The following is a 21692-nucleotide window of genomic DNA, read 5'->3' as shown; positions in this document are numbered from 1 at the left end:
TACTTCTCAGCTATATGGCGATCAGGCCGAGCCAGAGCTCCGACGCCGGTCGGTGGATCCCGTCGCACGCTGCCAGCCGCTGGCAGCCGGCATCGGCGAGCAAGTAGCGTCGTCGGTTGACGTTCGGGGTCGACCCGCACCAATGCCCGTGCTGGGCTCGCTGCCTGACGCCTCGGTTACAAGAGGAACATGCCGCTAATTCCGCTGCTGGCTCACGCGCCAGGTCGATAAAACGGGCGAAATTGGCGCGGGCAGGACAGTCATCACGCGACCATGAGCGGATGGGGCGACCATCGGAGCCGGCGCAGGCCGGGGGCATCCTGCGCGGCGAGGAGGACGCCCAGCAAGCCAGTTTCCTGGAGCTGTTCTTCGACCTGGTATTGGTCTTCGCCCTGGTCGGGGTCGTCAGCCGGATGGGGCCGGACCTTCTCTCCGACGACGTGGGCGTGCGCTGGCTGTCGCTGCTGTACACGTTCGTCCTGGCCCTGCCGTTGCTGTGGCTGTGGACCACCACCGCGTACCTCACCAGCCGGTTCGACTACCGCAACCGCTGGATCCAGCTGCTGGTCCTGGTCAGCGCGTTCGGCCTGCTGGTCATGGCGACGTCCCTGTACGACTTCGAGCAACGCGGCGCCACCTTCGCCATTGTGTACGTGATGCTGCACGTCGGACGCCCCTTGGTGCTCCGGCCGTTGTTGCGGGAGCACGAGAACGTACGGGCGCTCTACACCCGCCTGGCCATCTGGACCAGCATCTCCGGCGTCATCTGGCTCGCCGGGGCGGCGATGCGCGGAAACCACCGGATCGCCCTGTGGTCGATCGCCATCACCGTGGACCTGGTCGTCGCGCGGATCAGATGGCCGGTACCCGGAATGGGCCGCCCGCCGACCAGTGCGTGGGCGATGGCCAGCAGCCGATACCTCCCCGAGCGCTACCAGCAACTGTTGTTGATCGCGCTCGGCGAGACGGTGCTGTCCATCGGCCTCACCTACGCCAACCACCCCGCCACACTCGCCGCAAAGGCGGCCCTGGTGGTCACGTTCCTGTCGTCCGTGCTGATGTGGCGGATCTACTTCTATCGCGCTGGCCAGGTGTTGGCCGAAGCCGTCGAGAAGGCGTCGAACCGGGCAGCTGCGGGCGGGATCGTCGGCGTGGCCCATCTGCTCATGGTGCTCGGCATCACCCTGACCGCGGCTGGCTCGGAGATCGTGTTGGCGCACCCCTCCGGGCCCTCCGTGCCGGCCTGGCTCGCGGTCATCCTCGGCGGGCCGGCGCTTTTCCTGTTCGGCCGCAGTCGACTGGAACGGATCGTCTTCGACCGGCTCGCCGTGCGCCGGCTCGTCGGCATCGGCGTTCTGATCCTGCTGGCGCCGCCGCTGGTCTTCGCCCCGCCGCTGGTCGCCGCCGTCGCCGCTGCCGTCGTGCTGCTCGGGGTCGCCATCGCGGACGCGCGACGCGCCGCCGGGCGCCCACCGGAAGCCCCGTCCCCGTCCGCCTAGCAGAGGCGGTCTGCATCCAGTCCGCAAGAGGTCCACGGACGGCAGGGGAAGTGGTGAGAGACACCGAAAGGTGTTTCGGTGCTACGAGACCATTCGCGCCGCTTGCCGGATCGTCCGTCCTGATCTCGTAGCACGCAGGAGCAGATTGCTCCCACCGGCGAGCAGACCGGCAACTTCCCGCAGGCGTTGAGCCATCTCTCTCATCGGCGCAGTGCTGGACCTCGACCGACTGCTCGACGCCCGCCTATGAGGAGCCGTGCATAGTGTCGAGTGGGAGCGGGTTCGTTGACCCGCAACGGGTGCCGGCACCAATCACGCCGGTCGAGTTGATCCTCGAACTCGTGCGCGTGCTCTCGATGGAGCCACGGCAGATCCGCTGGCCCTGGCCTCCCATTATCGGGCGGGGGACGACCTGCGACAGGGATAGCAGCGAAGGCGACCGGCGGCAGGTTCGTTCAAGACGCGAATCGGGGAGCAGGTTGGGAGCAACAGGCAGCTCCGAACGGCCTTGAACGGCGCCCATCGGCACCGAAACGGCAATAAACTGCTCCCACCCCCGCCTGCGCATTCGGAGCAGATTGGGTGCAGACCAGCGAAGTGGTCACCCACTCGACGAGCTCACCTGGCCAGGGGTAACCAGGCCTTGCCATCCGGTCCTTCCCGCTGGCCCGTTCGGCGAGCCCGCTCGGTGAGCGGATTGATGGGCCTTCGGCGTCGGGTGATGGTCAGGTTGCCGCGCCGCGGGCGGGAAGGATCCTTCGACTTCCCGCCCGCGACGCGCGTCAGCTTCCCGGGAGTCGGATGACCTTGGCGTCGGCCCAGTCCGCGTGGTCGCTGTTGTTCGTGTTGCCGGCGTCGGTGACCCGCAGCACGAGCCGCTCGACGCCGAGGACGTCGAGTTCGACGCGTTGCGGCGGCGAGTACGGCTGCGCGCGCATGAGCCCGCTGTCGTAGACGACCTCGCCGTCGGCGAGCACCTGGAAGACGACCGACGCGTTGGGCGAGGTGCGCTGCACGTCGTCGATGCCGACGGTCGCCACGAACCTGGTGTCCGTCGGTTCGAGGTCGTAGACGACCTCCGAGTTCGCGTGGGTGCCGATGCCCTTGGCGTATTCCGTGCCCGCGAGGCGAATGGGGTTTCCCGACACGGCGCGGTCCTTCAGCACCGACCGCCACCCCGCGGTCGCGGAAACCCAGTCGCGGTCGCTCAGGTACTCGACGGGACCGTCGGCCGGGGCGGCCTGCTCCTCGACGACTGTTCCCGGCCCCTCACCGATCTCGTTCGTCGACGTCACCCGGTACCGGTAGGGCCCGCCGGTGGCGGCCCGGTCGAGGAAGGAGCCGCCGGTCAGGCCGGTGGCCATCGCGGTGAAGTCGTCGCTTCCCGCCGGTGCCCGGTAGACGGTGGACTCCAGCGCCCCCTCGGCCGCCGTCCAGGTGACGCCGACGGCGTCACCAACACGGTACGCGGCCACCGGGGAAGGCGCCCCGGGCGGGGCCGTGGGCATGGTGCGAAAGCGCCACTCCCCGCCGGGCACCACCAGTTCCTGCCCGGTTCGCGGGTTCACCGCCGTGACCTCCCAGTAGTAGGTGCGCCCAGCGTCGAGGGAGTCAATTGTCGCGGTGGGCTGCCGGACCGTCGTCTCGGCCGCCATGTGGGTCATGGCGGCGTCGCGAGCGACCCGCAGGCGGTACTCCCGGGCGTTCGCCGAGGGCTGCCACTCGAAGGTGACACCCGTGCCGGGCAGTCCCGTCGCGCCGTCGGCCGGCGAGAGCAGCGCGAAGTTCTGGGGGTGGGTGAGGATGAGATCTCCGTGCCGGTCCGGGTTCGCGTCGCCGCTCGTGGTGACGGTGACCGACGCACCGGCGGGAACCGTCAGCGTGACCTGGGAGAGTGCCCTGCCGTTCACGTGCACGTATTCGGGCTTCACGGGTTTGCCGTCGACCTTCAGCTTCGGCCAGCCGCCGGGGAACTGCACGGTGACCTCGAGCGGTTGGGGGCCAGCGTTGTGATTGACGACCGTCTTCGTCGTCCCGTCGTGGCGCACGCCGAAGTCGTGCTCGCCGACCCGGATGTGGTCGAGGTCGAGCCATCCGATCTCTGCGGGCAGGTGCGAGCGGACCGACACGGCGTGCTCGGGCGCGTTCGGCCGGACCCCGGCGAGCCCTTCGACGGTCTGCGACACGAGCGTGAAGCTCGTCTCGGGGTAGTCGCCGTTCGTGCCCTGCGTGGGCACCTCGTGGGGGAGGTGGAGCTTGGCGATGATGTCCTTCATCCAGGTCCACGCCTGCTCGTCGAAGCCGTAGTTGAACAGGGCGTCGGGCACGTACGTCGTCGCCTCGATGTTCGGAGGCCGGTCCTCGACGTACATGCGGTCGAGGTACTCGAGGTAGTCCCACGTGCGCTTGTCGCTGGCGTCGAGCAACTCCTTCAGGGCGTAGAAGACGGAGTTCTCGCGGCCGAAGCCGGTGTACGGCTCGTTCGCCGGGCCGCGACCGCGGACGTACTCCCAGGCGTCACGGACGACACCCCAGTCGTCCTCGAAGTACCGCTTGAGCGCCGCGGCCTTCTGCTCGAAGGCCGCGGCCGTTCCGGCATCGCCCTTCTCGCGGGCGAGGTAGGCGTAGGCGAGGTACGCGCGGTACTGGGACGCGAGCCCGTCCCCGGCCTCGATCACAGCCTGGTCGCCGCGCTCGTTGTAGCTCGCGGCGCCCTGGAAGATGCCGCGGCCGGTGCCCTCGGCGACACCGTTGGGTAGTTGCGTGTCGTGCAGGGCGACGAAGTCGGTCACCGCTCTGGTGTAGTACTGCCAGAGCACTGGGTCGTCGAGGTAGCCGGTGTCGCCCGTCCAGCGGTACTGCTCCTCGGCCTCCTGCACGAGTTCGAAGACCGCGGGCACCTCGCGTACGAAGTTCGTGTCGCTGCGGTAGTCGACGTTGTAGGGGCTGCCGTCGAAGTTCAGCGCCCAGAGCGGGTACCACGCGCGCGCCTCGTTCGCGGTGCTCGCGAAGGCGGTGAGCATGGACTTGTTCTCCTCCTTGAGGCCGAGAAGGTGCCCGCCTGCGGCCTGGTGGACGAAGTCCCGCGAGTAGAACGCGGTGCGGTGGGCGTAGCCCGCCCAGTACGACGGGATGTAGTCCGCTTCGCCCGTGCCGGGGTTGCTGCCGTTTCCGTTGACGGAGCCGTGCTTGCCGGTCTGCACGTGCTCGAGTGCGCGTGCCCTGGCCCAGTTGACGGCGTCGGCGAGCTGCGCCGAGGAACTCGCGACGGTGAGCGTTCCCTCGTCGGGCCCGGCCGTGGCGCCCGGACCGGCGGCGCGGGCCGCGGTGGCGACTGGCGTGAGCAGCAATGCCGCGACCACGGCCACGGCCTTGCCTGCGGTGCGCCGCCTCGGCGGCGGACTGCCTGGTGGTGGTGTGCGCATCGCTCTCCTCTTCGGTGACGGGATCGGGTCGGACGGTCGAGGGAGGCACGTGCGGCACCGGGCCACGCGGGCCCGGCGCCGCACAGCGACGCCGCGGGCTCAGGGCTGGTCGCAGGTGGTGATCGTCGGGCGCCACCGGCAGGCGAGGCCGGCGAAGCCGCCGTTGGCGATCACCTCGACGGGCAGGGTGTCACCGGCCCGCACGACCCGCTGGCTGCGCACGAGCCCGCCCTCGCCGTCGGTGATCAGCTCTACCAGCCACCGCCCGGCGGGCAGGTCCAGCGGTACGTTCAGGGTCCGGGCGGCACCGGCTGAACTCCCGCCCAGGAACCAGCGTTGGCCGCTGCGCCGGGCGAAGACGGCGTTGTCGGCCGGACGGCCGGCGAGAAGCCGGGTCTCGTCCCAGACGGTCGGCACCTGTTCGAGGAAGCGCACGGCCTCCGGCCGGGCGTCGTACGACTCGGGGGTGCCCGCGAGATTCTGCAGGCCGGACTCGAAGACGACCGACAGGCCCAGCTCGTTCGCGTCGGAGGTGGGCCGGGTCCGGTGGAAGCCCATCGGGGTGTAGTCCATCGAGCCGATCACGTTACGGGTGAACGGAAGTGTCGTGATGTGGCTCGTGGTGAGGCTGCTCTTCTCCGCGCCGTGGACGCCCTCCATGGTCATGACGTGCGGCCAGACCCGGTGCACACCCTTCGGCACGTTGGAGCCGTGGAAGTTCACGAGCAGCTGGTTCTGCGCGGTCGCGGGCAGGATCTCGTCGTACCACCGCAGCCGGTCCTGCGACTCGGAGTCCATGAAGTCGATCTTGACGCCCTTGACCCCCCACTCGTGCAGCGTCGGCAACCACTCGGCCCGCTCCTGGGCGGTGTCGAGGTCCCGGTAGTGGATCCAGACGAGGATGCCGACGTTGCGCTCCCGCGCGTAGCGGACGAGTTCCGGCATCCAGCTGTTGGTGCGCCAGTTCGGGTCGGTGACGTCCCACTGCTGCGGGTCGAAGTACCAGCCCGCGTCGACCGCGACGTACGGCCAACCGCGCTGCGCGGCGTAGTCGACGTATCCCATCTGGCGAGTCAGGCTCTGGCCGGCCCCACGCCCGCCGGCGAGCCAGGTCCAGAGCACCTGGCCGGGGTGTACCCACGAGGTGTCGGCTAGCCGCGACGGCGGCGCCAGGTCGTCCACGAGCGTCGAGGTGGCGATCGTGTCGAGGCCACCGACCACCATGACCCGCCACGGCGTCGCCAGCGGCCCGTCGACGAGGACGCTCTGGTCCCACAGCTTCACGTGGTAGGTGCCGGTGCCGTCGTGCACGAGGCTGCCGCCCGAGTACCGTCCGTCGAGGTTGGACTCCGCGAGCATCAGGTAGGTGCCGTCGACGTCGAACAGCGCCGGAGCAAGGTACTCCCGATCGTCCGCCGCGGCGGCGGTGGTCTGCACGTACGGGTTCTCGTAGTCGCGGCGGTGGTTCGCCAGCCAGGCGGTGCTGTCCGGGGGCACCGTGAAGGCGGACGCCTCGCCGAGCACCGATCCGTAGTCGCCGAGCAGTTCGTACCGGTAGGCGAGGCCGTCGCGGGCGGCCCGGACGACCAGGTCCACCCGGGCGCCATTCGCGCCGACGAACTTGAACCGCGCCTCCCTAAAGAGCGCGAGGCGCTGGGTCCGCTTGCCGACGGTCGTCGTGTAGCGCTCGACGTCGGCGCGGTCGCTGCGGCCGAGGAACCGCAGGCCGCCGGTCAGGTCGGCGTTCTCGGTCCGGATGCCCAGCGGGCTGGGCGCCAGCACGGTCCGGTCGCCGCGGGACACGGCCAGCGAGACGGTGCCCGCCGCCCGGTTGTGGATGACTTCCGCTCTCGGAGCGTCGGAGCCGGGGGCGGCGACGGTCCATCGGGCGCTGCCGGCTCGGGCGGGTGCCGCCGTGAGAGTTCCGGCCAGCAGCGCCGCGACGAGGGTGGCCGCGAGGGCCGCGATCCGCGCGGTCGAGCGGGCGGCGACAGCTGCCCTCGTCGACCGATTTGGTACGTGCGTCACAGGTGACTCCTCCTACGAATGGGGCGGGGAGACCGGTCAGTCGGCGCGGCGAGCATTGGCCGCGCACCGGGACGCTTCGGCTCGCCCACATCCGGCTGGATGCCACGTTTGCCGGACGTGCAGGACCTTTCGTCCCCGCTCCGAAAGGGAGCGTTCCTGGAGCGTATCGACCGAAACACGTTCGATCAAGTATCGACATAAACTAACATCCGACGTCTGATCACGGCGTTCCCGCTCCACCCGCACGGCTGACGGCCACAAAGGCCGATGCCCTGCCCGCCCCTGGACCGGGGTGAGCAGGGCATCGACGGTGGGTGGTGCCGTACCGAGGGTCAGCTCAGCGACAACCGGTCGAGATCCGGCGCGGAGTCCTCGTCATTGTGAACCTTGATGGTGTTCGCGCCCGCCCGGAGGGTGACGGGGACCGAGGTGGTGTAGGGCGTGTTGTTGCCCACGCCACTCACCGCGACCTCGATCGGGCTGCCGCCGTTGACCGTCACGAAGAACGACCGGTCACCGTTCACCGTGAAGTCGATGAACAGCGCGTGCTCGCTCGCCGTGTCGACGGTAACGTCCTCGAACAGCACGTACGCGTCCGCGCTGCCGCCGATGTTGCGCACCTTCTGCCCCCCTGAGCAGGGTGAGCAACTGGTGATGCCAGAGCTGCCCAGCTGGTTGCGCGAGTCCTCGGCCTCCCGCATGAACACCCGGTCCGCCGGCCGCAGCTGCACCCGCAGGTCACGGCTGACCTTGTTCGGCCTGCCGAGCGTCTCGAACGACGCCACGACGGGGATCTTCGCCGAGCTGACGTCCGCGCCGGCCGGCGACGTGACGGTCCACCTGCCCTCCAGCACCTGGCCCAGCCGCATCTCCCTCGACGTCACCGCGGCACCGGTGACCGACCAACCCGCCGGAACCACCGGGGCCATGCTGACCTCGTCGAGCGCGTCGTCGACGTCGAGCCGCAACCGGGCCGTGACGGTCACCGACTGCTGCCCCGGACCGACCCACTGCACACCGGAGGGTTCCACGGTCATCGTCGTCCGGGGGACGTACGACGCCGGCGGCAGCGGCCCGACCGAGATCCGGTCGACCCCCGGCCCCCGGGCGGCAGAGCTGAACACCGTGACGGTGTTGGCGCCCGCCCGCAGCGGCACGGCGACCGCCGAGGCGACGGGCACCTCGGGGTTGTCCGCGGCGACCGGGACGTCCACGGCGGTCCCGCCGTTGACGCTCACCGAGAGCGAGGACCCGGCGCCAGCTCCGGTGTGGTCGACCTGCAGCCGGTAGGTGCCCGCCTCCGGAGCCGTGACGCCCCGGTAGGTGACCGATCGACGGGATCCGGTGGCGGATCCGGGTGGGCGCTCCGTGGCGGGACGTGCCACCGCAGTACGGGTCCTGGGCGGCGGTGTATGCCCTGTTCCGCAGGTGGCAGCGCGACGGCACCTGGAAGCAGCTGCTGACCGCGTTGCAGACCCTTGCGGACGCGGCCGGCAGGGTCACCTGGGACGTGTCGGTCGATTCGACCAGCGCTCGGACCCACCAGCACGCGGCCGGGGCGAGGAAAAGGGGGATCTGCAGGCCGAACCACCCGGCGGTGTCAGCGTCGAGCCGGACGACCATGCGCTGGGCCGGTCCCGCGGCGGGTTGACCACGAAGCTGCACCTGGGCTGCGAGCAAGGCCAGGAACCCCTCGCGATCGTGCTGACCGCCGGGCACCGCGGCGACAGCCCGCAGTTCATCCCGGTCCTGGCCGCCATCCGTGTCCCTCGCCTGGTCACCGGCCGTCCCAGGACTCGCCCGGACCAAGTCCTGGCCGTCAAGGCGTACACGTCGAAAGCCAACCGGGCCTACCTGCGCCGGCGCGGGATCGCCTCGACGATCCCCAGCAAGCTCGACCAGGACGCCCACCGGCGGGCCAAGGGATCCAAGGGTGGCCGAGCTCCAGCCTTCGACCCGCACGTCTACCAGCAACGTCACGCCGTGGAGTGCGGAATCAACCGCCTCAAACGCAACCGGGCCGTGGCCACCCGCTTCGACAAAATCGCCGTCCGCTACGGAGCCACCATCCACCTCGCGGCCATCAACGAGTGGCTGTGACCGACTTCGACACAGGCCCTAGTCACTGCCGCAACCACAACTTGCCGGCCTCAACATTCTGTTGAGGCCGGCAAGTCCGGCGGCCCGAACTAACCACGGAGGTCGCCGATGACTGACGACCAACCTGGGGCTCCAACGCCCGGATCGGTGCGCGGGAGGTGGCGTGAGTGACCGCATTCCCGGGCTGCGGATCGGGTCGCTGTGCACCGGCTACGCGCAATCCAGGCGGGTGGTGACAAGGGTCGATCGGCCGTCGTGTCAGTGCGATCCGGCAGACGGTGCTGGCATGGCGTGCGCCATACCTCTCTGTTGGGGTCGAGGCGCTGGGCGGGCGTGCGGGCGACGTGAGTTGTCGTCCTCATGCGGCGCCCCGACTGGTGGTGATGGTCGCGATCGCGAGAAGGCCGGAATAGGCGGCTAGGCCGACGATGAACCAGGTGAGGCTCGAGTGACGTTCGGGTGTCAGTTCGTCGATGAAGACGTTGAGCAGGATCCCGCCGCCCAGGAACGCGGTGAGCAGGTTCATCAGCACGCCAGTGGGCTGCGCGACGACAGCGGTCAGCCAGCCGCCGCCGGCGCCGGCGACGAGGACGAGGCGCCACCGGGTGGTGAGGCTGACCGGGAAGTGTTCGGCCAGCACGCCGTCGGTGGCCAGCACGTGCAGCCCCATAGCGACGGCGAACAGCACTGCCGGCCCGAGCCCGGCGTCCAGCTTGGTCGCCAGGGTGTACGTGATCAACGCGCTGTAGAGGGCGAAGAAGCCGAGTTGGAACGCGAAGACCACCCGGGTGGGCTCCTGCTTGTGGCCGTTTGGGCGATGGGTGGCGCGTTCCAACACGTAGAACGTGAAGAAGCCGATCAGCGCCACCAAGAACAGGATGAATCTGCGCGCCGGGGTGGCCTCGACCGTTTCCTCGAGCACGTGGGCCACGGCTTGGTTGCCCTCGGCGAGGCGCGGCAGCAGGTACAGGAAGACGTACGCCGCGGCGATGCCGCCACCGAGCGAGGTAGCTGCGTGGGTGGACACCGGGAGCCGTCGGCGGATGTGCGGCGCGAGCAGGTGAAGTGCCCCCAGAACGAGCGCCACCAGCAGCGTCGCCCACAGGCTGCCCTCCCGGGTGAGTGTCACCGGAGCGTGCGGGAGCGAATGCCTGCCTGTTGCGGCCCCTGCCTGCGCATAGTTGCGATCCTTTCGAGCCGGCCCTACTCGCTCGCCAGAACATTCTCTGCGAAACCGGACTGGTCGGGTGGCCGTTCCTGCGGGTTCGCCACCGGGGCCGACTGCCCTCGGGGGCTGTTTGTACGCCAGCCAGCCGGTCAGGCTCCTGCTCGGGACTTCTTCGTGGGTGCAACTCCCGCGAGCCTTCGTCCGGTTCGCCGGCCGCCTGTCTCATCGCCGGCGGGCGGCGACAGCCTGGCTCGTAGAACATCGCGCGCGCGGGGACTAGCCGCGGGGGCGCTGGCCAACGTGGGCCCGGCCGGTAACGGCGCCTTTGACTGCGGCGATTCGAACCGCGGCGCTGACAAGGAGGGCGCGTTCGGCGGTGTACGACACGGCTGGTAATCGTCCTCGCACCGAGGGTCAGCCGAGCCACCCGGAGAGATCACGGCGGATTCATGCGAGATGCGTGGCTTGACATCAATATAGCCGTTGACTGCGGTGACAGCTGGCCGGGCGGCGGAGGGCGATATGTTGGTGGAGTTGCTCGCACGGACGTCCGTCATTCCGTGTGTTGGACTGAGCCAGCCGCACCGAGACACAGCTTGCCGCACGGCGCCGCACTCGGCGTGAGACGCCGGGCGTCCTGGTGGATGAAATGGTCGCCCAAGGCTCGTGCGCGGATCGCGGCGACTCGCCACCCTCGATGCAGCCCGATCCGGTGATCGCTCTGGGTTTCCCCTGCGCGACGTGATGGAGTCGGAACCCTGAACGCGTGGAGAAGCGATCTGGACGACCGGCGCTGGGACGCCTGCTGTCCGTCGGGCGTGCCCTGTGGTCGCTGGCCATCGGTGTCGTCGCCGGGGTGGCCACTGCGCTGGTCGGGGCGCCGGAGTTGACGCCGCTGGTGATCTGGACGGTCGCGGCGGGCACGATCCTCGTCTGGGTGTGGCGGGCCTGCTGGTCGGCGAGCCCGGAGCGCACGGAGCGGCTTGCCGAGGCGGAGCGGCGCTCGCGTTCCACCGACTCGGCGATCCTGATAGCGTCCGTGATCAGTCTCGCGGCCGTGGCCGAGGCTCTCGTCCGCGCCTCGAACCAGCAAGACGCAGTGGCTGTCACGCTGGTGATCCTGAGCGTCGTCGCGGTGGTCCTGGCGTGGGCGCTGGTGAACAGCGTCTTCGCGTTCAAGTACGCCCGGCTGTACTACCGCGAGGACGGCAGTGACATCGACTTCAAGCGGGAGGACCGGCCGGCGTACGCCGACTTCGCGTACATCGCCTTCACGGTTGGCATGTCCTTCGGCCCGGGGGAGAACGAACCGACGAGTAACCGCATGCGCCGGGTCGCGCTCGGGCACGCGCTGCTCTCGTACGCCTTCGGAACCGGCATCCTGGCCGTCGCCGTCAACCTGGTCACCAACCTGGGTCAGTCATGACCCCGCCGATCGTGAACAGCGCCCGCTGCTGGAAAGGATCCGCAAGGGTGAGATCGAGCTTCGTCATTACCCATACGATGGCGCTCACGACGCCTCGTACGGCGACGACACCCTCAGCAACGGGTAGGACGAGTGCGTCGAGGCGGTACTGAAGAAATAGCTGGGGTGGACTAAAGGGCTGGTCGCGCCGGAGAGGACCGATGACCGCTCGGATCGCCACGCGCCCTTTCCGAAAGCGCCGCATGGCTGCGAGCGGACGGATGTGTATGGGATGACGGTCGCCTCGGGCAGGGAGGTCAGTTGATGAGCACGAGGACGATCCTGGCGGTCGCGGTGGCCGTGGTCGTCGCGGCTGGCCTGCTGGCCGGCGGTCGGGTCCAGCGTCGGCCAGGTGGTCGTCGCTACCGCTGGCTGCTCGCGCCGCTGTACCGCGCATCCCGGGTCCCCGCCGTCGCGGTGCTGCTCCTCGCGGCGCTGTACGCGGGACTCCGCGCGCACCCGGGCGTCCGGCGCGTCGTCGTCGTGCTGTTGATCGCGAGCGTGGCGTGGCTGGTCCTTCGCGCCCTGCATGTCGCAGAGCGGGTCGCGTTCAGTCGGCTCGCAGGCGAGACGCGGGCCGACCGTCGGGTCCGGCGTGCCCGCACCCAGATCCGACCGGTGCGGCGCCTCACCTCGGTCATGGTGACGGTCGCGGCGATCGGCCTGATCCTCACTACCTTCCCTGCCCTGCGCACCATCGGTCTGTCCGTGCTGACCTCGGCGGGTGTCGTCGGCGCGCTGCTCGGCCTGTCCGCGCGCACCGCCCTCGGCAACGCCTTCGCCGGCATCCAGGTCGCCTTCGCCGATGGCCTCCACGTGGGGGACGTCATCGTGATCGACGGGCAGTGGGGGCGCGTGGAGGAGGTGAAGCTGACGAACGTGGTCATCCGGCTCTGGGACGACCGGATGCTCATCCTGCCCACCACCTGGTTCACCGAACACCCCTTCCAGAACTGGACCCGGCACGAGACGCGGGTGATCGGCCAGATCCGGATCCACGTCGATCACACCGCCGACCTGGACGAAATCCGTGCCGAGACGAGGCGGCTCGTCGAATCGTCACCGCTGTGGGATCGGCACCAGTGGGTGCTACAGATGGTGGACGCGACGCCCCAGACCGTCGTCGTCCAGGTCCAGGCATCGGCGGCCGACGGTCCGAGTGCGTGGGACCTCCGCTGCGACCTGCGCGAGGGCCTCATCCGGTACCTGCGCGATCACCACCCCGAGTGGATGCCCCGCACTCGCAGCGAGTACCACCCCTGAGCCGCACACCCGCCTCGCTCCCTTCCCGGTGGTCGGTCAAGCGGCGCCAGCGGCGGCCGGCAGCCGGAGGCGCGGCACCTCCGGCTGCCCGTCGACAGGGTGCCGCGCCCCCTCCGCGGCCTCCCGGGCGGCGCCGGTCAGCCGCCCGCCGTGCTGCCGCAGATGCTCGTCCCAGGAGGGAACCAGGTAGACCTCCGCGAAGCGGTCAAGGCACTCCCTCGTGGAACAGCCCACACCGCCCCGGTCCGCTGCCGCGAGCCGGACCTCGTCCACTTCGCCAAGGAAGGAGCAGGTCACCCGTGAGCTGTTCGTTCAGCTGTTTCAGCTGCCGGCGCTGGCTGGTGAGCGCGACCAGGCCGGGCAGCTTTCGGTCGGCTCGCCGCCTGGGTCAACGACCTCGGCGTACTCGCCAGCAGATTGACCCGTGCGGCGGGGAAGCCCTTGGCACCGTTCCTCAGGCGTTCTCGCACGTCGGCCTCATCCTCGCCGGTGACCAGGTCGAAGCCGCGCGGCTGGGCCATCCAGGCGTTCGCGGAGACCACGAAGGCGGATCGACCCCTACACTGTGCCAGGAAACCGGAGGCTATCGGGCGAATCGAATTTTTTGCGTTTAGGTACCACGTCGGACGTTGATCAGCTTTGCGGCTGTTGCCCCTGCAGTCCTATCAGCCGCGCCGTGACCTGCCTCAGTGGCTGGCTGCTGTTGACGATCTTCTTCATCCGATGCCACGCCGCTCGGGCCGGAGATCCGCCCATCACGCCACCCATACCCCCCGCACCGCCGCCAGCCGCCGCCGGGCGGTTCTGAGCCAGTTGCTGGGTGGTCTGTCCGAGCTGTTGACCGACCTGCTGGGTGGCCTGCTGCAGCGTCTGCGACAGCGGCCCATTGGGTCCCAGCGCCTCCTGCGCCGTCTGCCCGACGTGGTCCAGCGTCCGCGCTAGCGGCCCCTGCGGCCCGAGCACCTGCTGAGCTGTCTGCCCGACCTGGTTAACGGCGGTGTCCACCGTCTTCGCCACCGACTCGATGATTTGAGGGTTGCGCTCGATGGTGCGCAGGGCGCTGTCGAGAATGCCGCGGAGCTCTTCGAGCCGAACCTCGAGCATCGCCTGGGTTTCGACGCCCTTGATGTCGATCTTCACCGTGCCGAGTTGCGCGTGAACGCCCACGTCGAGCTGGAGCAGGCTGCCCAGCCGGGCTCGCAGTGAAACGGAGGCGTCCAGGTTGTCGACCTCGACGTAGATCTGTTCGACCTTGACCTGCGGGATCTGGAGGACGACGTCCGGGTCTGACATCGTTTTGCTGCTGTGCCCAGCGGCCGGCTGGGGAAGGCCGTGCTCACCGCTCTGTGGGACGTTGGGGCGCTTGCCGGGCTCGGCGTCCTTTTGCCCGCCGGCGGGACGCAGGTTCTGGCCCCGACCGGCGGCTTCCCCGCCTTCCTCGACGTCGCGCTGCCGATCGACCTCCTCGCGCGGTTGCGCGGGCGCCTTCCGTGCGCCCGTGTCCCGGCTCTCTGGTTCGGCCATCCCGCACTCCTCGGGGCCCCGCCTCGCATGGGGACCGGATGGGGCTCGCCATAGGTATGTGGCTCCGACCCTCGGCCCACCCCCTCGGACCGAGTCGCGGTCTACCCGTGTGCCGACGCATCAAACGGCTCAGGGGCGTGGCCGAGGAGGCGGCGAATCAGCTGCGCCGGCAAGCGAGGGGTGAGCAGGAACAACCCCGTCACCAGCGCCGGCCTGTGCCAGTCGCAGGTGGCCCGCCGCATCATCCACCGCCCTCCGCCACCACCCGCCTGAGGGCGGGCGAATTGCCGTTTCACCCCGGCGGGCGCGGGTACCCGCCGCAATCCGGTTCGAGAGGGGATCCGAGGTGAACTACACCGAGTTCATCCAGTCCGTGGCAGCGCGACCGAAGGTTCCGCCGGGGCAGGGGGAACCGCTCACCCGCGCCACGCTCGAGACGTTGGCAGAACGGATCACTGGCGGCCAGGCGAGGGACCTAGCCTCCCAGCTCCCTGAGGAGCTAGGAGGCCTGGTGCGTAGGCCCACCGAAGATCCGGAACGGTTCGGGCTGGCCGAATTCTTCGAACGGGTGCAGTCACGGGCCGGAGTGGATCGCCAGGTGGCCGCCGACGGAGCACGCGCCGTGCTGGACACTCTTCGTGAGTCGGCCAGCGCGAAGGAGTACGGGGACCTCGTCGACCAGTTGCCGCAGGAGTTCTGGCAGTTGACCGGGCCGGGCACGGGACAGCTCGAGCCGCGCCGGGTCGGCACCTAGCGGGCGCGGCTGCTCACGGTGACCTCCTCGCCACCCGAGGCCAGGGCGGCGCCGTGCCGCGCCGATCGGCCCGGTGTGGGACGCCAACACGTCTCGCTGATCCTGGTGATCACCCTGTGCTGGACCACCTTTCCGTCCGCGTTCGCCGCGTTCGCCTCCACTCTTTAAATCCCGCTGACCCTGGCCGCGCCGGGCATCATCGCTCATGGCGCGGCCTTCGCTCTCCGAACGGCCAGTCACACCCTCACCGAGCAACGCCTCTACGGCGCCACCTTCGCGCCCCCCTTGGTGGCTAACCCGTTCTTCCTCAGCAACATCGTCGGCGCGGTCACCTCCGGTCGCGTCCCGCCCGGCATCGCCGAGGGTGACATCTAGCGCTGCTGGCTCAATCCCACCTCCATCTACACAGGGCTGTTCGCGATCGGCGTGTGCGCGTACCTCCCCGCCGTCTACCTCATCCACGACGCGCGCCACCGTGCCCTGGTCACCGGCATGGTGGTGGGCGTCGGCCCGGCTTGCCGTCGTCGCCGCCGACGCGCCGGACCTCTTCGCCAATCGCCGAGGATGACCAGAATCTGCACGATTGAGTCCTGTGCGATCGGCTGATGCCCGGCGTAGGGCGTCCTGGTGGTCGCCCGATCGGGATGAGGCGGGGTCACCCACCGCTGCAGGAGCATGTGGGCAAGGCGCACCGAAGCGGCTCGTAACTGGTGCTTCGACGGCGATCCGAGGGGGAGGAACCAGGTGGAATACCAGGACTTCATCAATGCAGTGGCCACGCGGGCAGAGGTGTCGACCGATCAGGCGGCGACAGTCACCCGCGCGACGTTGCAGGCATTGGCAGATCGGATCAGTGCCGGCCAGGCTGAGGACCTTGCTTATCAACTTCCGGACGGGCTTGACGACTGCCTGCGCAAACCGTTTAGACAGGACCAGGTCAAGGCGTCGCTCGGGTTCGAAGATTTCATGCAGCGAGTGGCGGATCGCCAGGACGTCGACCCTGCGCTCGCCGATGCCGGGGTCGGCGCCGTGCTCACCACGCTCTGTGAGGCTGTCACCCGCGACGAGTTCGAGAATGCGCTGGCCCAGCTCCCGAAGGAGTTCCGGCAGGCCATCGAACCGGTCGCTGCCGGTGGCGGGCGGCGCTCGGCTCGTAGCACGCACAGTGAGCCGGCCGGCTGACCGGCCGTTGGTGTGTCCCGCCGCCTGGCCTGGGAGTACCCCGGCAGGAGGGGTCTGTCAAACGAACGGTGTAACTCGGGTTGTCGATAGTTACTTTCGGCCTGAGGACAGGCGTCCTTCGAAGGCGATCTCGAAGGCGTTCAGGGCTGGTTTCCAGCGCAGAGTCCATCGCCGGCGGCCTTGCCCGGTCGGGTCGAGGCTCATCACCGCAAGGTAGACGCACTTTGAGGGCGGCGGCCTCGTTGGAAAAGTGGCCGCGGGCTCGCACGGCTTGGCGGATGCGGGCGTTGACGCTCTCGATCGCGTTGGTGGAGCAGACGACGGTGGGAATCTCCGCGTCGAATTCCAGGAACGGCACGAACTCCGCCCAAGCCTGCTTCCACAGCCGGACGATCGCCGGATACTTGCCGCCCCACGCCTCGACGAACTCAGCGAACCGGGCCCGGGCGGCCGACTCGGTCGGCGCGGTGTAGACGGGCTTGAGGACCTTGGCGATGGCGTTCCGGTGCTGCCGGCCGACCGGAACGAGGCTCGCAGCAGATGGATCACGCAGGTCTCGCTTCCGGCCACACCTCGGCGATCGCATCCGGTAGGCCCTTGAGACCGTCGCAGACCACCATGCACGCGTCGGCGACGTCGCGGTTCTTCAACTCCGTCAGCACCTGCGGCCATCGCAAGCATAGGGAACGGCTCCGGCAACCGGTGCCGGAGGCGCGGGCGCGCCCGCTCCCCGCGCTTTCGAAACTAGGATCGAGGGAGGAGGTGCCTCATACCTTCGTGCTGGGGTTCAGTAGCCGAGGAGGAATAGCAGGCCGGCAGCGACGAGACCGGCTTCGACGATGTGGACGAACAGGCGTTCGCTGATTCGGTTGACTGTCCGTCTACCGGCCCAGGCTCCGGCGAGGGTAGCGGGAGCGAGGGCGAGGCCGAGGAGCAGGATCCTCGGGCTGAGCAATGAGCCGGCACCGTAGGCGGCCAGCTTGGTGAGATGCATGATTAGCGCGCAGGCGGCTTCGGTGCCGATGTAGGCGTTGCGGACCAGGCCGTAGGCGAGAAAGAACGGGGCGGTGAGCGGTCCCATGGAGCCCAGGAGGGCGGAGCCGAGGCCAGAGGCGGCTCCGACGGCGACGAACGCGCCGGCCGAGGGTGTGCGTGGGTGGGGGTTGAGTCGTCGCCAGGCGACCACGATGAGGAGGAAGACGCCCAAGAGGCGTTTCAGTGGGACCAGTGGCGCGGCGGCGAGCAGGAGGCCGCCGGCGAGGGCGAGCGGGATCGCGCCGAGGGCGAATCGGCCCATGATCGGCCGATTGAGGTCATGCCGGTTCAGCCAGACGCGGCTGCCGTTGCTGGACAGTTGGGCGAGGGTGAGCACGGGCACGGCCGCGCGGAGGCCGAACAAGGCGGTGAACACGGGTAGTAGCAGTACCCCGCCACCGAAGCCGGCGACGGCTGACAGCCATGCGAGGAGAAAAGTCGCCACCGATGCCACGGCGAGGGTGGCGGCCAGGTCCAGGCTCATCCATTGCTCCGGTGGCGGTCGTTAATCCGCTGATCCGGGCTTGGTGACGTGTCTGTCCCCGGCGGTTGGAGATGCGGTGAGGCCGGTCAGGCGGCAGAGGGCGGCGAACCCGTCGTCGGTGCCTGGCCAGTGGGCTTTGACCGCGTCGAGGCCGGCTCGGCGAACGGTACTGCGCAGGACGAGGGCTACGACGATTGCGTCGTCGGCGTAGCCGAGAACGGGGATGAAGTCGGGGATCGGATCGATCGGTATGGCCAGGTAGGCCAGCAGCAGGCCGATGCGGATTCGCACTCCTCGGGGCAGAGTGTGGTCGGTGGCCAAGCGGCGCAGTAGTCGTAGTAGGTCAGGCAGCAGCCGCAGTGCCTCGCGCAGTAGTGGACCTTTCGGCTTGGCGAGCAGCAGGAGAATGACCAGGCCAGACCAAGCCAGCAGAAGCGCGGTCCCGAGGCCGATGAGTATCTGCCAGTACCAGTTCATGGTGCTTACCTGCCCTTGGACGCGTTTGCGGTTGCTGCAGGTGGGCTGGGCGGGTGGTTCGTGCCGGTCTCGGCGGACAGGGCGGCGGCTTCGAACTGGGCGAGCGCTCGCGCGCATTGGGCGACCGCGGCTTCGGCGGCGGCTCGGCCAGGGGCGTTGAAGTAGTCGCGGGCAATGATCTTGCTTAGCCAGGAACGGAAGCGCTCCAGGTCGGCTTCGGATTCTTCGACCTCGGCGTAGCTGGCCCGGCCGCGCGCTGTCTCGGCCGTGATCTCCGCCAGCATGTCGGGGGTGCGCTCGACGACTTCCGCGTACTCGGCGTCACGAGCGGCGTTGAACTCGGCCACCAGCGCGGCGCGCTCCCGCGGGTCGGGCACGGTGATGGTGATGGCCCGTCCCGTCCCCCCTTCGCTGGTGACCCGGGCGAGTAGTCGACGTATCTGCCGAACCGGGAGTTCACGCGTAGGCAGGAGGCACACCGACTGCTGGAGGTAGAGCGCTCCGAGGGAACGCAGCTTGCGCCAGACGTGCACGCGCAGGCTTGGAGGGCCACCGGCGGTAGACACGCTTACGAGCAGGAACTGCTCGGCCTCCTCGAAACCGTCGTGCATGTAACGAGCGTAACACCCGGTCGCCGCACAAGTAACCGGCCACGAGCGCTGGTGACCTCTTCGGCGGACCCGAAGGCGTCACGGCCGATGGCTGTCGGGGCAGCGAAAAGTCCACTTGTGCCGAGAGGGGTTCACTGGGTCATGCGATGGTCCTCCGATGCTTGGGAACAGCCCGCGAATGCTCATGGGTCTCAGATCTCACATGCGGCGGATCGGTGGGCGGGCGCTCGTCACACAGGCCGCAGCGCCCAGATCAGGGTGGTAACCCTGGTTAGTGGCCGAGAAGACGGTAACGGAGGTGAACGACGCCGTTTCGGAACCGGCGCTCGTCGAGGAGCGCGAAGTCGGTGCGTACGCCGGTAGGCAGCCCCGGCTTGCCGCCTCCGACGGCCGTGGGCCAGACGAACAACTGGCACTCGTCAACCAGCCCAGCCCGCATGGCTTGCGCCGCCAGGTTGGCGCCTCCAACGGTGATGTCACTGTCGTCCGTGGCCTTCAGCTGGTGTACGGCGGCGGGGTCGAAACGGCGCTCCAAGCTGGTGCTGGCCGTTGACGCCGCGGTGAGAGTCGTGGAGTAGACGACCTTGTTCGCCGCTTGCCAGGCGCTCGCGAAGTCAGCCGTGAGGCCGGACTGCGCGGCTAGAGCAGGGTCGGTTTCCCAGACAGCCATCATCTCGTACAGGCGCCGCCCGTAGAGGAACGTACCGACCGACCGCAGGAGGTTGGTGGTGAACGTGAACACGTCGTCGTCGCGCGGGAACCAGTCGAAGCCTCCACTCTCGTCCTCGATGTAGCCGTCAACCGACACATTGGTCACGTAGATCAGCTTTGCCATGCCTCTACCTCCGGTGCACGTAGGACCCGATGGGATGTCACCCTCGCCTGCTAGCTGGTTGAGCGTCACGTCTGTTTCGGGACCGGGCAGACCTCTCCGCCTCCCGCCCGTTCTACGAACGACTCGGCCCGGATCCGACACCATCCCAAGAAAAAGATCCACGGGATCGTCGGCTGGGTCGGCGCACGCCAGCGGTGTCCGCTTCTGCCGCGATCCGATGGCTACGCTACGTGACGGCTTTGCTTGGCTGATCGGCGTGCGGACATGCCAATGACCATGCACCCCGCGACGTAGTCTTCAACAGTGGACACAACGGCCCCCACGCCCCGCGTGCTGGTGATCGGGCTGGATCCGTATCGGGTGCCGGGGCCATGGGACCCCAAGCCAGTCGCAGACGGCATCGAAGTCGGGAGGGCCCGATTCGTCGAACACGGCGTGGCGGCTGTGTTCTGCCTGTTCGGCCTCGACGGCAGCGACGATGTGGAGGCGGTCGTCACCACTGCCCTTTGCGCCCAGCCTTGGGAGTGCGTGGTCATTGGTGGCGGGGTGCGCAATCAGCCGGAACTGTTCGAGCTGGTGGTCAATCTGGTGCGGCGACACGCGCCCGACGCAGCGATCGCATTCAACGCCACCCCGTCGGAAACCTTCGACGCGGCCGCCCGCTGGGTTGAGGTGCCCGGATGATCGCTCATGCCGCGATCCGCGAGGGTCTTAGAGCCGGTGCCGCCCGCCAGCTGTAGCCACTCACCGCGGTGAACAAGCCCTGCTGCGCCAACCCCTCTTCGGATCAGCCGCCAACGCCGACTGCGCCATCTGCGGTCAGACGTATCCCGTTCGTTTTCTCCGCGCCGGCCACATCAAGGAGGCGCGCCGCCTGCACGGAACAGGAAGCACGCGACCTCGACCACTCGCCATGCCGCCATGCCTGTTCGGGTGCGACGCCCTCTTCGAGGCTGGCTACATCGCTGTCGACTCCACCGGTTAGCTCGTCATCGAGCCGGAGACCGGCTGGTCGATCGGCGGCGACCCGGCGGGCGGCGTCGCCGGCCGTCGCGGCGCCAGGACCGAGTTGCACATCCCGCTGGTGCTCTCCGGCGCCGGCGTCCTGCCCGGTGTGCACCCCGTCGACCCGCACCATGTCGACATTGCCCCGACGATCGCCGCGCTGCTCGGCATCCAGCCGCCGTCGGGCGCGCAGGGTCGGGTGCTGAGCGAGTCGATCCGCGACTGACGCCAGAGCATCGCCGTGGCAGTGACCTCCACTGTCACGGCGACGCGTCGTCTCAGGACGTTCGCGCGGGACTCAGCGACTTCCCGTGGCTGCCGGGAAACTGGGCGATTGGAGGCCTGGTCAGCGGCTCCTTGCTGGTGCCCGTCTACGAAGGCGGCGTTCCGCCCGACGCACCGCAGAACAACCGCCCAATCCGGCGTCATGGTACGTAGCGGACGGGCGGCGGCGTCCCGGCGTGGAGTCGTGTGATCTGGCCGCATCGGTCGCGCCTACTTGGAGATACGGCGTGCAGTGCTGTGAAGATCAGTGGCTGGTGCCCTAAAGGTGTGTGCCTCGGGCGCGGACGGCAGCCTCCAACCGTAGGCCGGTACCGACGAGGACGAGGAGCCCAGCCAGGATGAATGGACGGTCGGTGGCGGTGCCGAGGGTAAGGACGGCGACGAGTAGTCCAACGACGATGGCGGCGGTGCCGACGTTTCGCAGGGTGAGGGTGGTCAACACGCCGCTGAGTGTGCCAGAGCACATGTTGTTCGCCGTCCGGCGCCATCCGGATCTGCCGCCGATCGCGCTTGCCAGCGAGGCGTTCTGAGAGACGGGGCGCTGCTTGCCCG

At 69.0% G+C, this 21692-nt stretch carries 18 protein-coding genes and 2 pseudogenes; 9 read left to right on the top strand and 11 right to left on the bottom strand.

Annotation, left to right across the window (positions count from 1 at the left end):
- Positions 1-281: 281 nt before the first annotated feature.
- On the top strand, positions 282-1499 hold the full coding sequence (locus tag D7193_RS11060; RefSeq protein WP_120779427.1) for a low temperature requirement protein A: 1218 nt from the start codon (positions 282-284) through the stop codon (positions 1497-1499).
- A gap of 782 nt (positions 1500-2281) precedes the next feature.
- Here the strand turns inward: D7193_RS11060 and D7193_RS11055 are convergent.
- From D7193_RS11055 to D7193_RS11045, 3 genes are all read right to left on the bottom strand, one after another.
- Positions 2282-4861 (bottom strand): NPCBM/NEW2 domain-containing protein, encoded by a 2580-nt coding sequence (locus tag D7193_RS11055; RefSeq protein ID WP_158674792.1) that lies wholly within the window; start codon positions 4859-4861, stop codon positions 2282-2284.
- A gap of 162 nt (positions 4862-5023) precedes the next feature.
- On the bottom strand, positions 5024-6952 hold the full coding sequence (locus D7193_RS11050; protein ID WP_206611882.1) for a glycoside hydrolase family 97 protein: 1929 nt from the start codon (positions 6950-6952) through the stop codon (positions 5024-5026).
- Between the two features lie 332 nt (positions 6953-7284).
- A complete protein-coding gene (locus tag D7193_RS11045; RefSeq protein ID WP_241563000.1) occupies positions 7285-7989 on the bottom strand; it encodes an NEW3 domain-containing protein in 705 nt (234 codons plus the stop codon).
- A 293-nt stretch (positions 7990-8282) separates the two neighbouring features.
- On the opposite strand from D7193_RS11045, the pseudogene D7193_RS11040 reads away from it, so the two are divergent.
- Positions 8283-9052, top strand: a pseudogene (locus D7193_RS11040) (IS5 family transposase); the annotation flags it as partial.
- A 358-nt stretch (positions 9053-9410) separates the two neighbouring features.
- Here the strand turns inward: D7193_RS11040 and D7193_RS11035 are convergent.
- Entirely contained in the window at positions 9411-10181 is a 771-nt protein-coding gene (locus D7193_RS11035; protein ID WP_120779424.1) for a hypothetical protein, read from the bottom strand.
- Positions 10182-10986: 805 nt separating this feature from the next.
- Here D7193_RS11035 and D7193_RS11030 point away from each other — a divergent pair.
- Positions 10987-11646 (top strand): DUF1345 domain-containing protein, encoded by a 660-nt coding sequence (locus tag D7193_RS11030; RefSeq protein WP_206611881.1) that lies wholly within the window; start codon positions 10987-10989, stop codon positions 11644-11646.
- 303 nt (positions 11647-11949) lie between these two features.
- Positions 11950-12948 carry a mechanosensitive ion channel family protein gene (locus tag D7193_RS11025; protein WP_120779423.1) on the top strand — a complete coding sequence of 333 codons (999 nt, stop codon included), beginning with the start codon at positions 11950-11952 and terminating at the stop codon, positions 12946-12948.
- 36 nt (positions 12949-12984) lie between these two features.
- Here the strand turns inward: D7193_RS11025 and D7193_RS11020 are convergent, their stop codons facing one another.
- Both D7193_RS11020 and D7193_RS11010 read right to left on the bottom strand, forming a co-directional pair.
- Positions 12985-13221, bottom strand: coding sequence for a hypothetical protein (locus tag D7193_RS11020; protein WP_147434357.1), 237 nt, complete (start codon positions 13219-13221; stop codon positions 12985-12987).
- A gap of 360 nt (positions 13222-13581) precedes the next feature.
- Positions 13582-14472, bottom strand: a complete 891-nt coding sequence (locus D7193_RS11010; protein WP_120779420.1) for a hypothetical protein — start codon at positions 14470-14472, stop codon at positions 13582-13584.
- A 346-nt stretch (positions 14473-14818) separates the two neighbouring features.
- On the opposite strand from D7193_RS11010, the gene D7193_RS11005 reads away from it, so the two are divergent.
- Together D7193_RS11005 and D7193_RS10995 are read left to right on the top strand one after the other, a co-directional pair.
- Positions 14819-15226: a DUF2267 domain-containing protein gene (locus tag D7193_RS11005; RefSeq protein WP_120779419.1), complete on the top strand. Its 408-nt coding sequence runs from the start codon at positions 14819-14821 to the stop codon at positions 15224-15226.
- Positions 15227-15970: 744 nt separating this feature from the next.
- Positions 15971-16408: a DUF2267 domain-containing protein gene (locus D7193_RS10995; RefSeq protein ID WP_120779418.1), complete on the top strand. Its 438-nt coding sequence runs from the start codon at positions 15971-15973 to the stop codon at positions 16406-16408.
- A 90-nt stretch (positions 16409-16498) separates the two neighbouring features.
- On the opposite strand, the pseudogene D7193_RS34555 reads toward D7193_RS10995, so the two are convergent.
- The 5 genes and pseudogenes from D7193_RS34555 to D7193_RS10970 all read right to left on the bottom strand — a co-directional run.
- Positions 16499-17079 (bottom strand): annotated as a pseudogene (locus D7193_RS34555) (transposase); the annotation flags it as partial.
- 116 nt (positions 17080-17195) lie between these two features.
- Positions 17196-17927, bottom strand: coding sequence for a sulfite exporter TauE/SafE family protein (locus D7193_RS10985; protein WP_120779417.1), 732 nt, complete (start codon positions 17925-17927; stop codon positions 17196-17198).
- A 21-nt stretch (positions 17928-17948) separates the two neighbouring features.
- Entirely contained in the window at positions 17949-18404 is a 456-nt protein-coding gene (locus D7193_RS10980) for a YkvA family protein (RefSeq protein ID WP_120779416.1), read from the bottom strand.
- 5 nt (positions 18405-18409) lie between these two features.
- A complete protein-coding gene (locus D7193_RS10975) occupies positions 18410-19015 on the bottom strand; it encodes a Chromate resistance protein ChrB (RefSeq protein WP_187356250.1) in 606 nt (201 codons plus the stop codon).
- A gap of 271 nt (positions 19016-19286) precedes the next feature.
- Positions 19287-19850 carry a dihydrofolate reductase family protein gene (locus tag D7193_RS10970; protein WP_120779415.1) on the bottom strand — a complete coding sequence of 188 codons (564 nt, stop codon included), beginning with the start codon at positions 19848-19850 and terminating at the stop codon, positions 19287-19289.
- Positions 19851-20153: 303 nt separating this feature from the next.
- On the opposite strand from D7193_RS10970, the gene D7193_RS10965 reads away from it, so the two are divergent.
- The 3 genes from D7193_RS10965 (at position 20154) to D7193_RS34550 (ending at position 21670) form a co-directional block, all read left to right on the top strand.
- Complete coding sequence (locus D7193_RS10965) at positions 20154-20534, top strand: hypothetical protein (protein ID WP_120779414.1); 381 nt, start codon at positions 20154-20156, stop codon at positions 20532-20534.
- A 385-nt stretch (positions 20535-20919) separates the two neighbouring features.
- Positions 20920-21081, top strand: a complete 162-nt coding sequence (locus D7193_RS33405; RefSeq protein ID WP_158674791.1) for a hypothetical protein — start codon at positions 20920-20922, stop codon at positions 21079-21081.
- A 457-nt stretch (positions 21082-21538) separates the two neighbouring features.
- Positions 21539-21670 (top strand): hypothetical protein, encoded by a 132-nt coding sequence (locus D7193_RS34550; RefSeq protein WP_277749897.1) that lies wholly within the window; start codon positions 21539-21541, stop codon positions 21668-21670.
- The last annotated feature ends 22 nt before the right edge of the window (positions 21671-21692 follow it).

The sequence above is a fragment of the Micromonospora costi genome (assembly GCF_003626655.1).
Lineage (GTDB): Bacteria > Actinomycetota > Actinomycetes > Mycobacteriales > Micromonosporaceae > Micromonospora > Micromonospora costi.
This window is presented reverse-complemented; position numbering and strand designations above follow the sequence as displayed.

Coding starts and splice junctions, on each gene's coding strand:
- D7193_RS11060 (WP_120779427.1), top strand. CDS start 282: ATGGGGCGACCATCGGAGCCGGCGCAGGCCGGGGGCATCCTGCGCGGC.
- D7193_RS11045 (WP_241563000.1), bottom strand. CDS start 7,989: ATGACCGTGGAACCCTCCGGTGTGCAGTGGGTCGGTCCGGGGCAGCAG.
- D7193_RS11025 (WP_120779423.1), top strand. CDS start 11,950: ATGAGCACGAGGACGATCCTGGCGGTCGCGGTGGCCGTGGTCGTCGCG.
- D7193_RS11010 (WP_120779420.1), bottom strand. CDS start 14,472: ATGGCCGAACCAGAGAGCCGGGACACGGGCGCACGGAAGGCGCCCGCG.
- D7193_RS10985 (WP_120779417.1), bottom strand. CDS start 17,927: ATGAGCCTGGACCTGGCCGCCACCCTCGCCGTGGCATCGGTGGCGACT.
- D7193_RS10980 (WP_120779416.1), bottom strand. CDS start 18,404: ATGAACTGGTACTGGCAGATACTCATCGGCCTCGGGACCGCGCTTCTG.
- D7193_RS10975 (WP_187356250.1), bottom strand. CDS start 19,015: ATGCACGACGGTTTCGAGGAGGCCGAGCAGTTCCTGCTCGTAAGCGTG.
- D7193_RS10970 (WP_120779415.1), bottom strand. CDS start 19,850: ATGGCAAAGCTGATCTACGTGACCAATGTGTCGGTTGACGGCTACATC.
- D7193_RS34550 (WP_277749897.1), top strand. CDS start 21,539: ATGGCGGCGGTGCCGACGTTTCGCAGGGTGAGGGTGGTCAACACGCCG.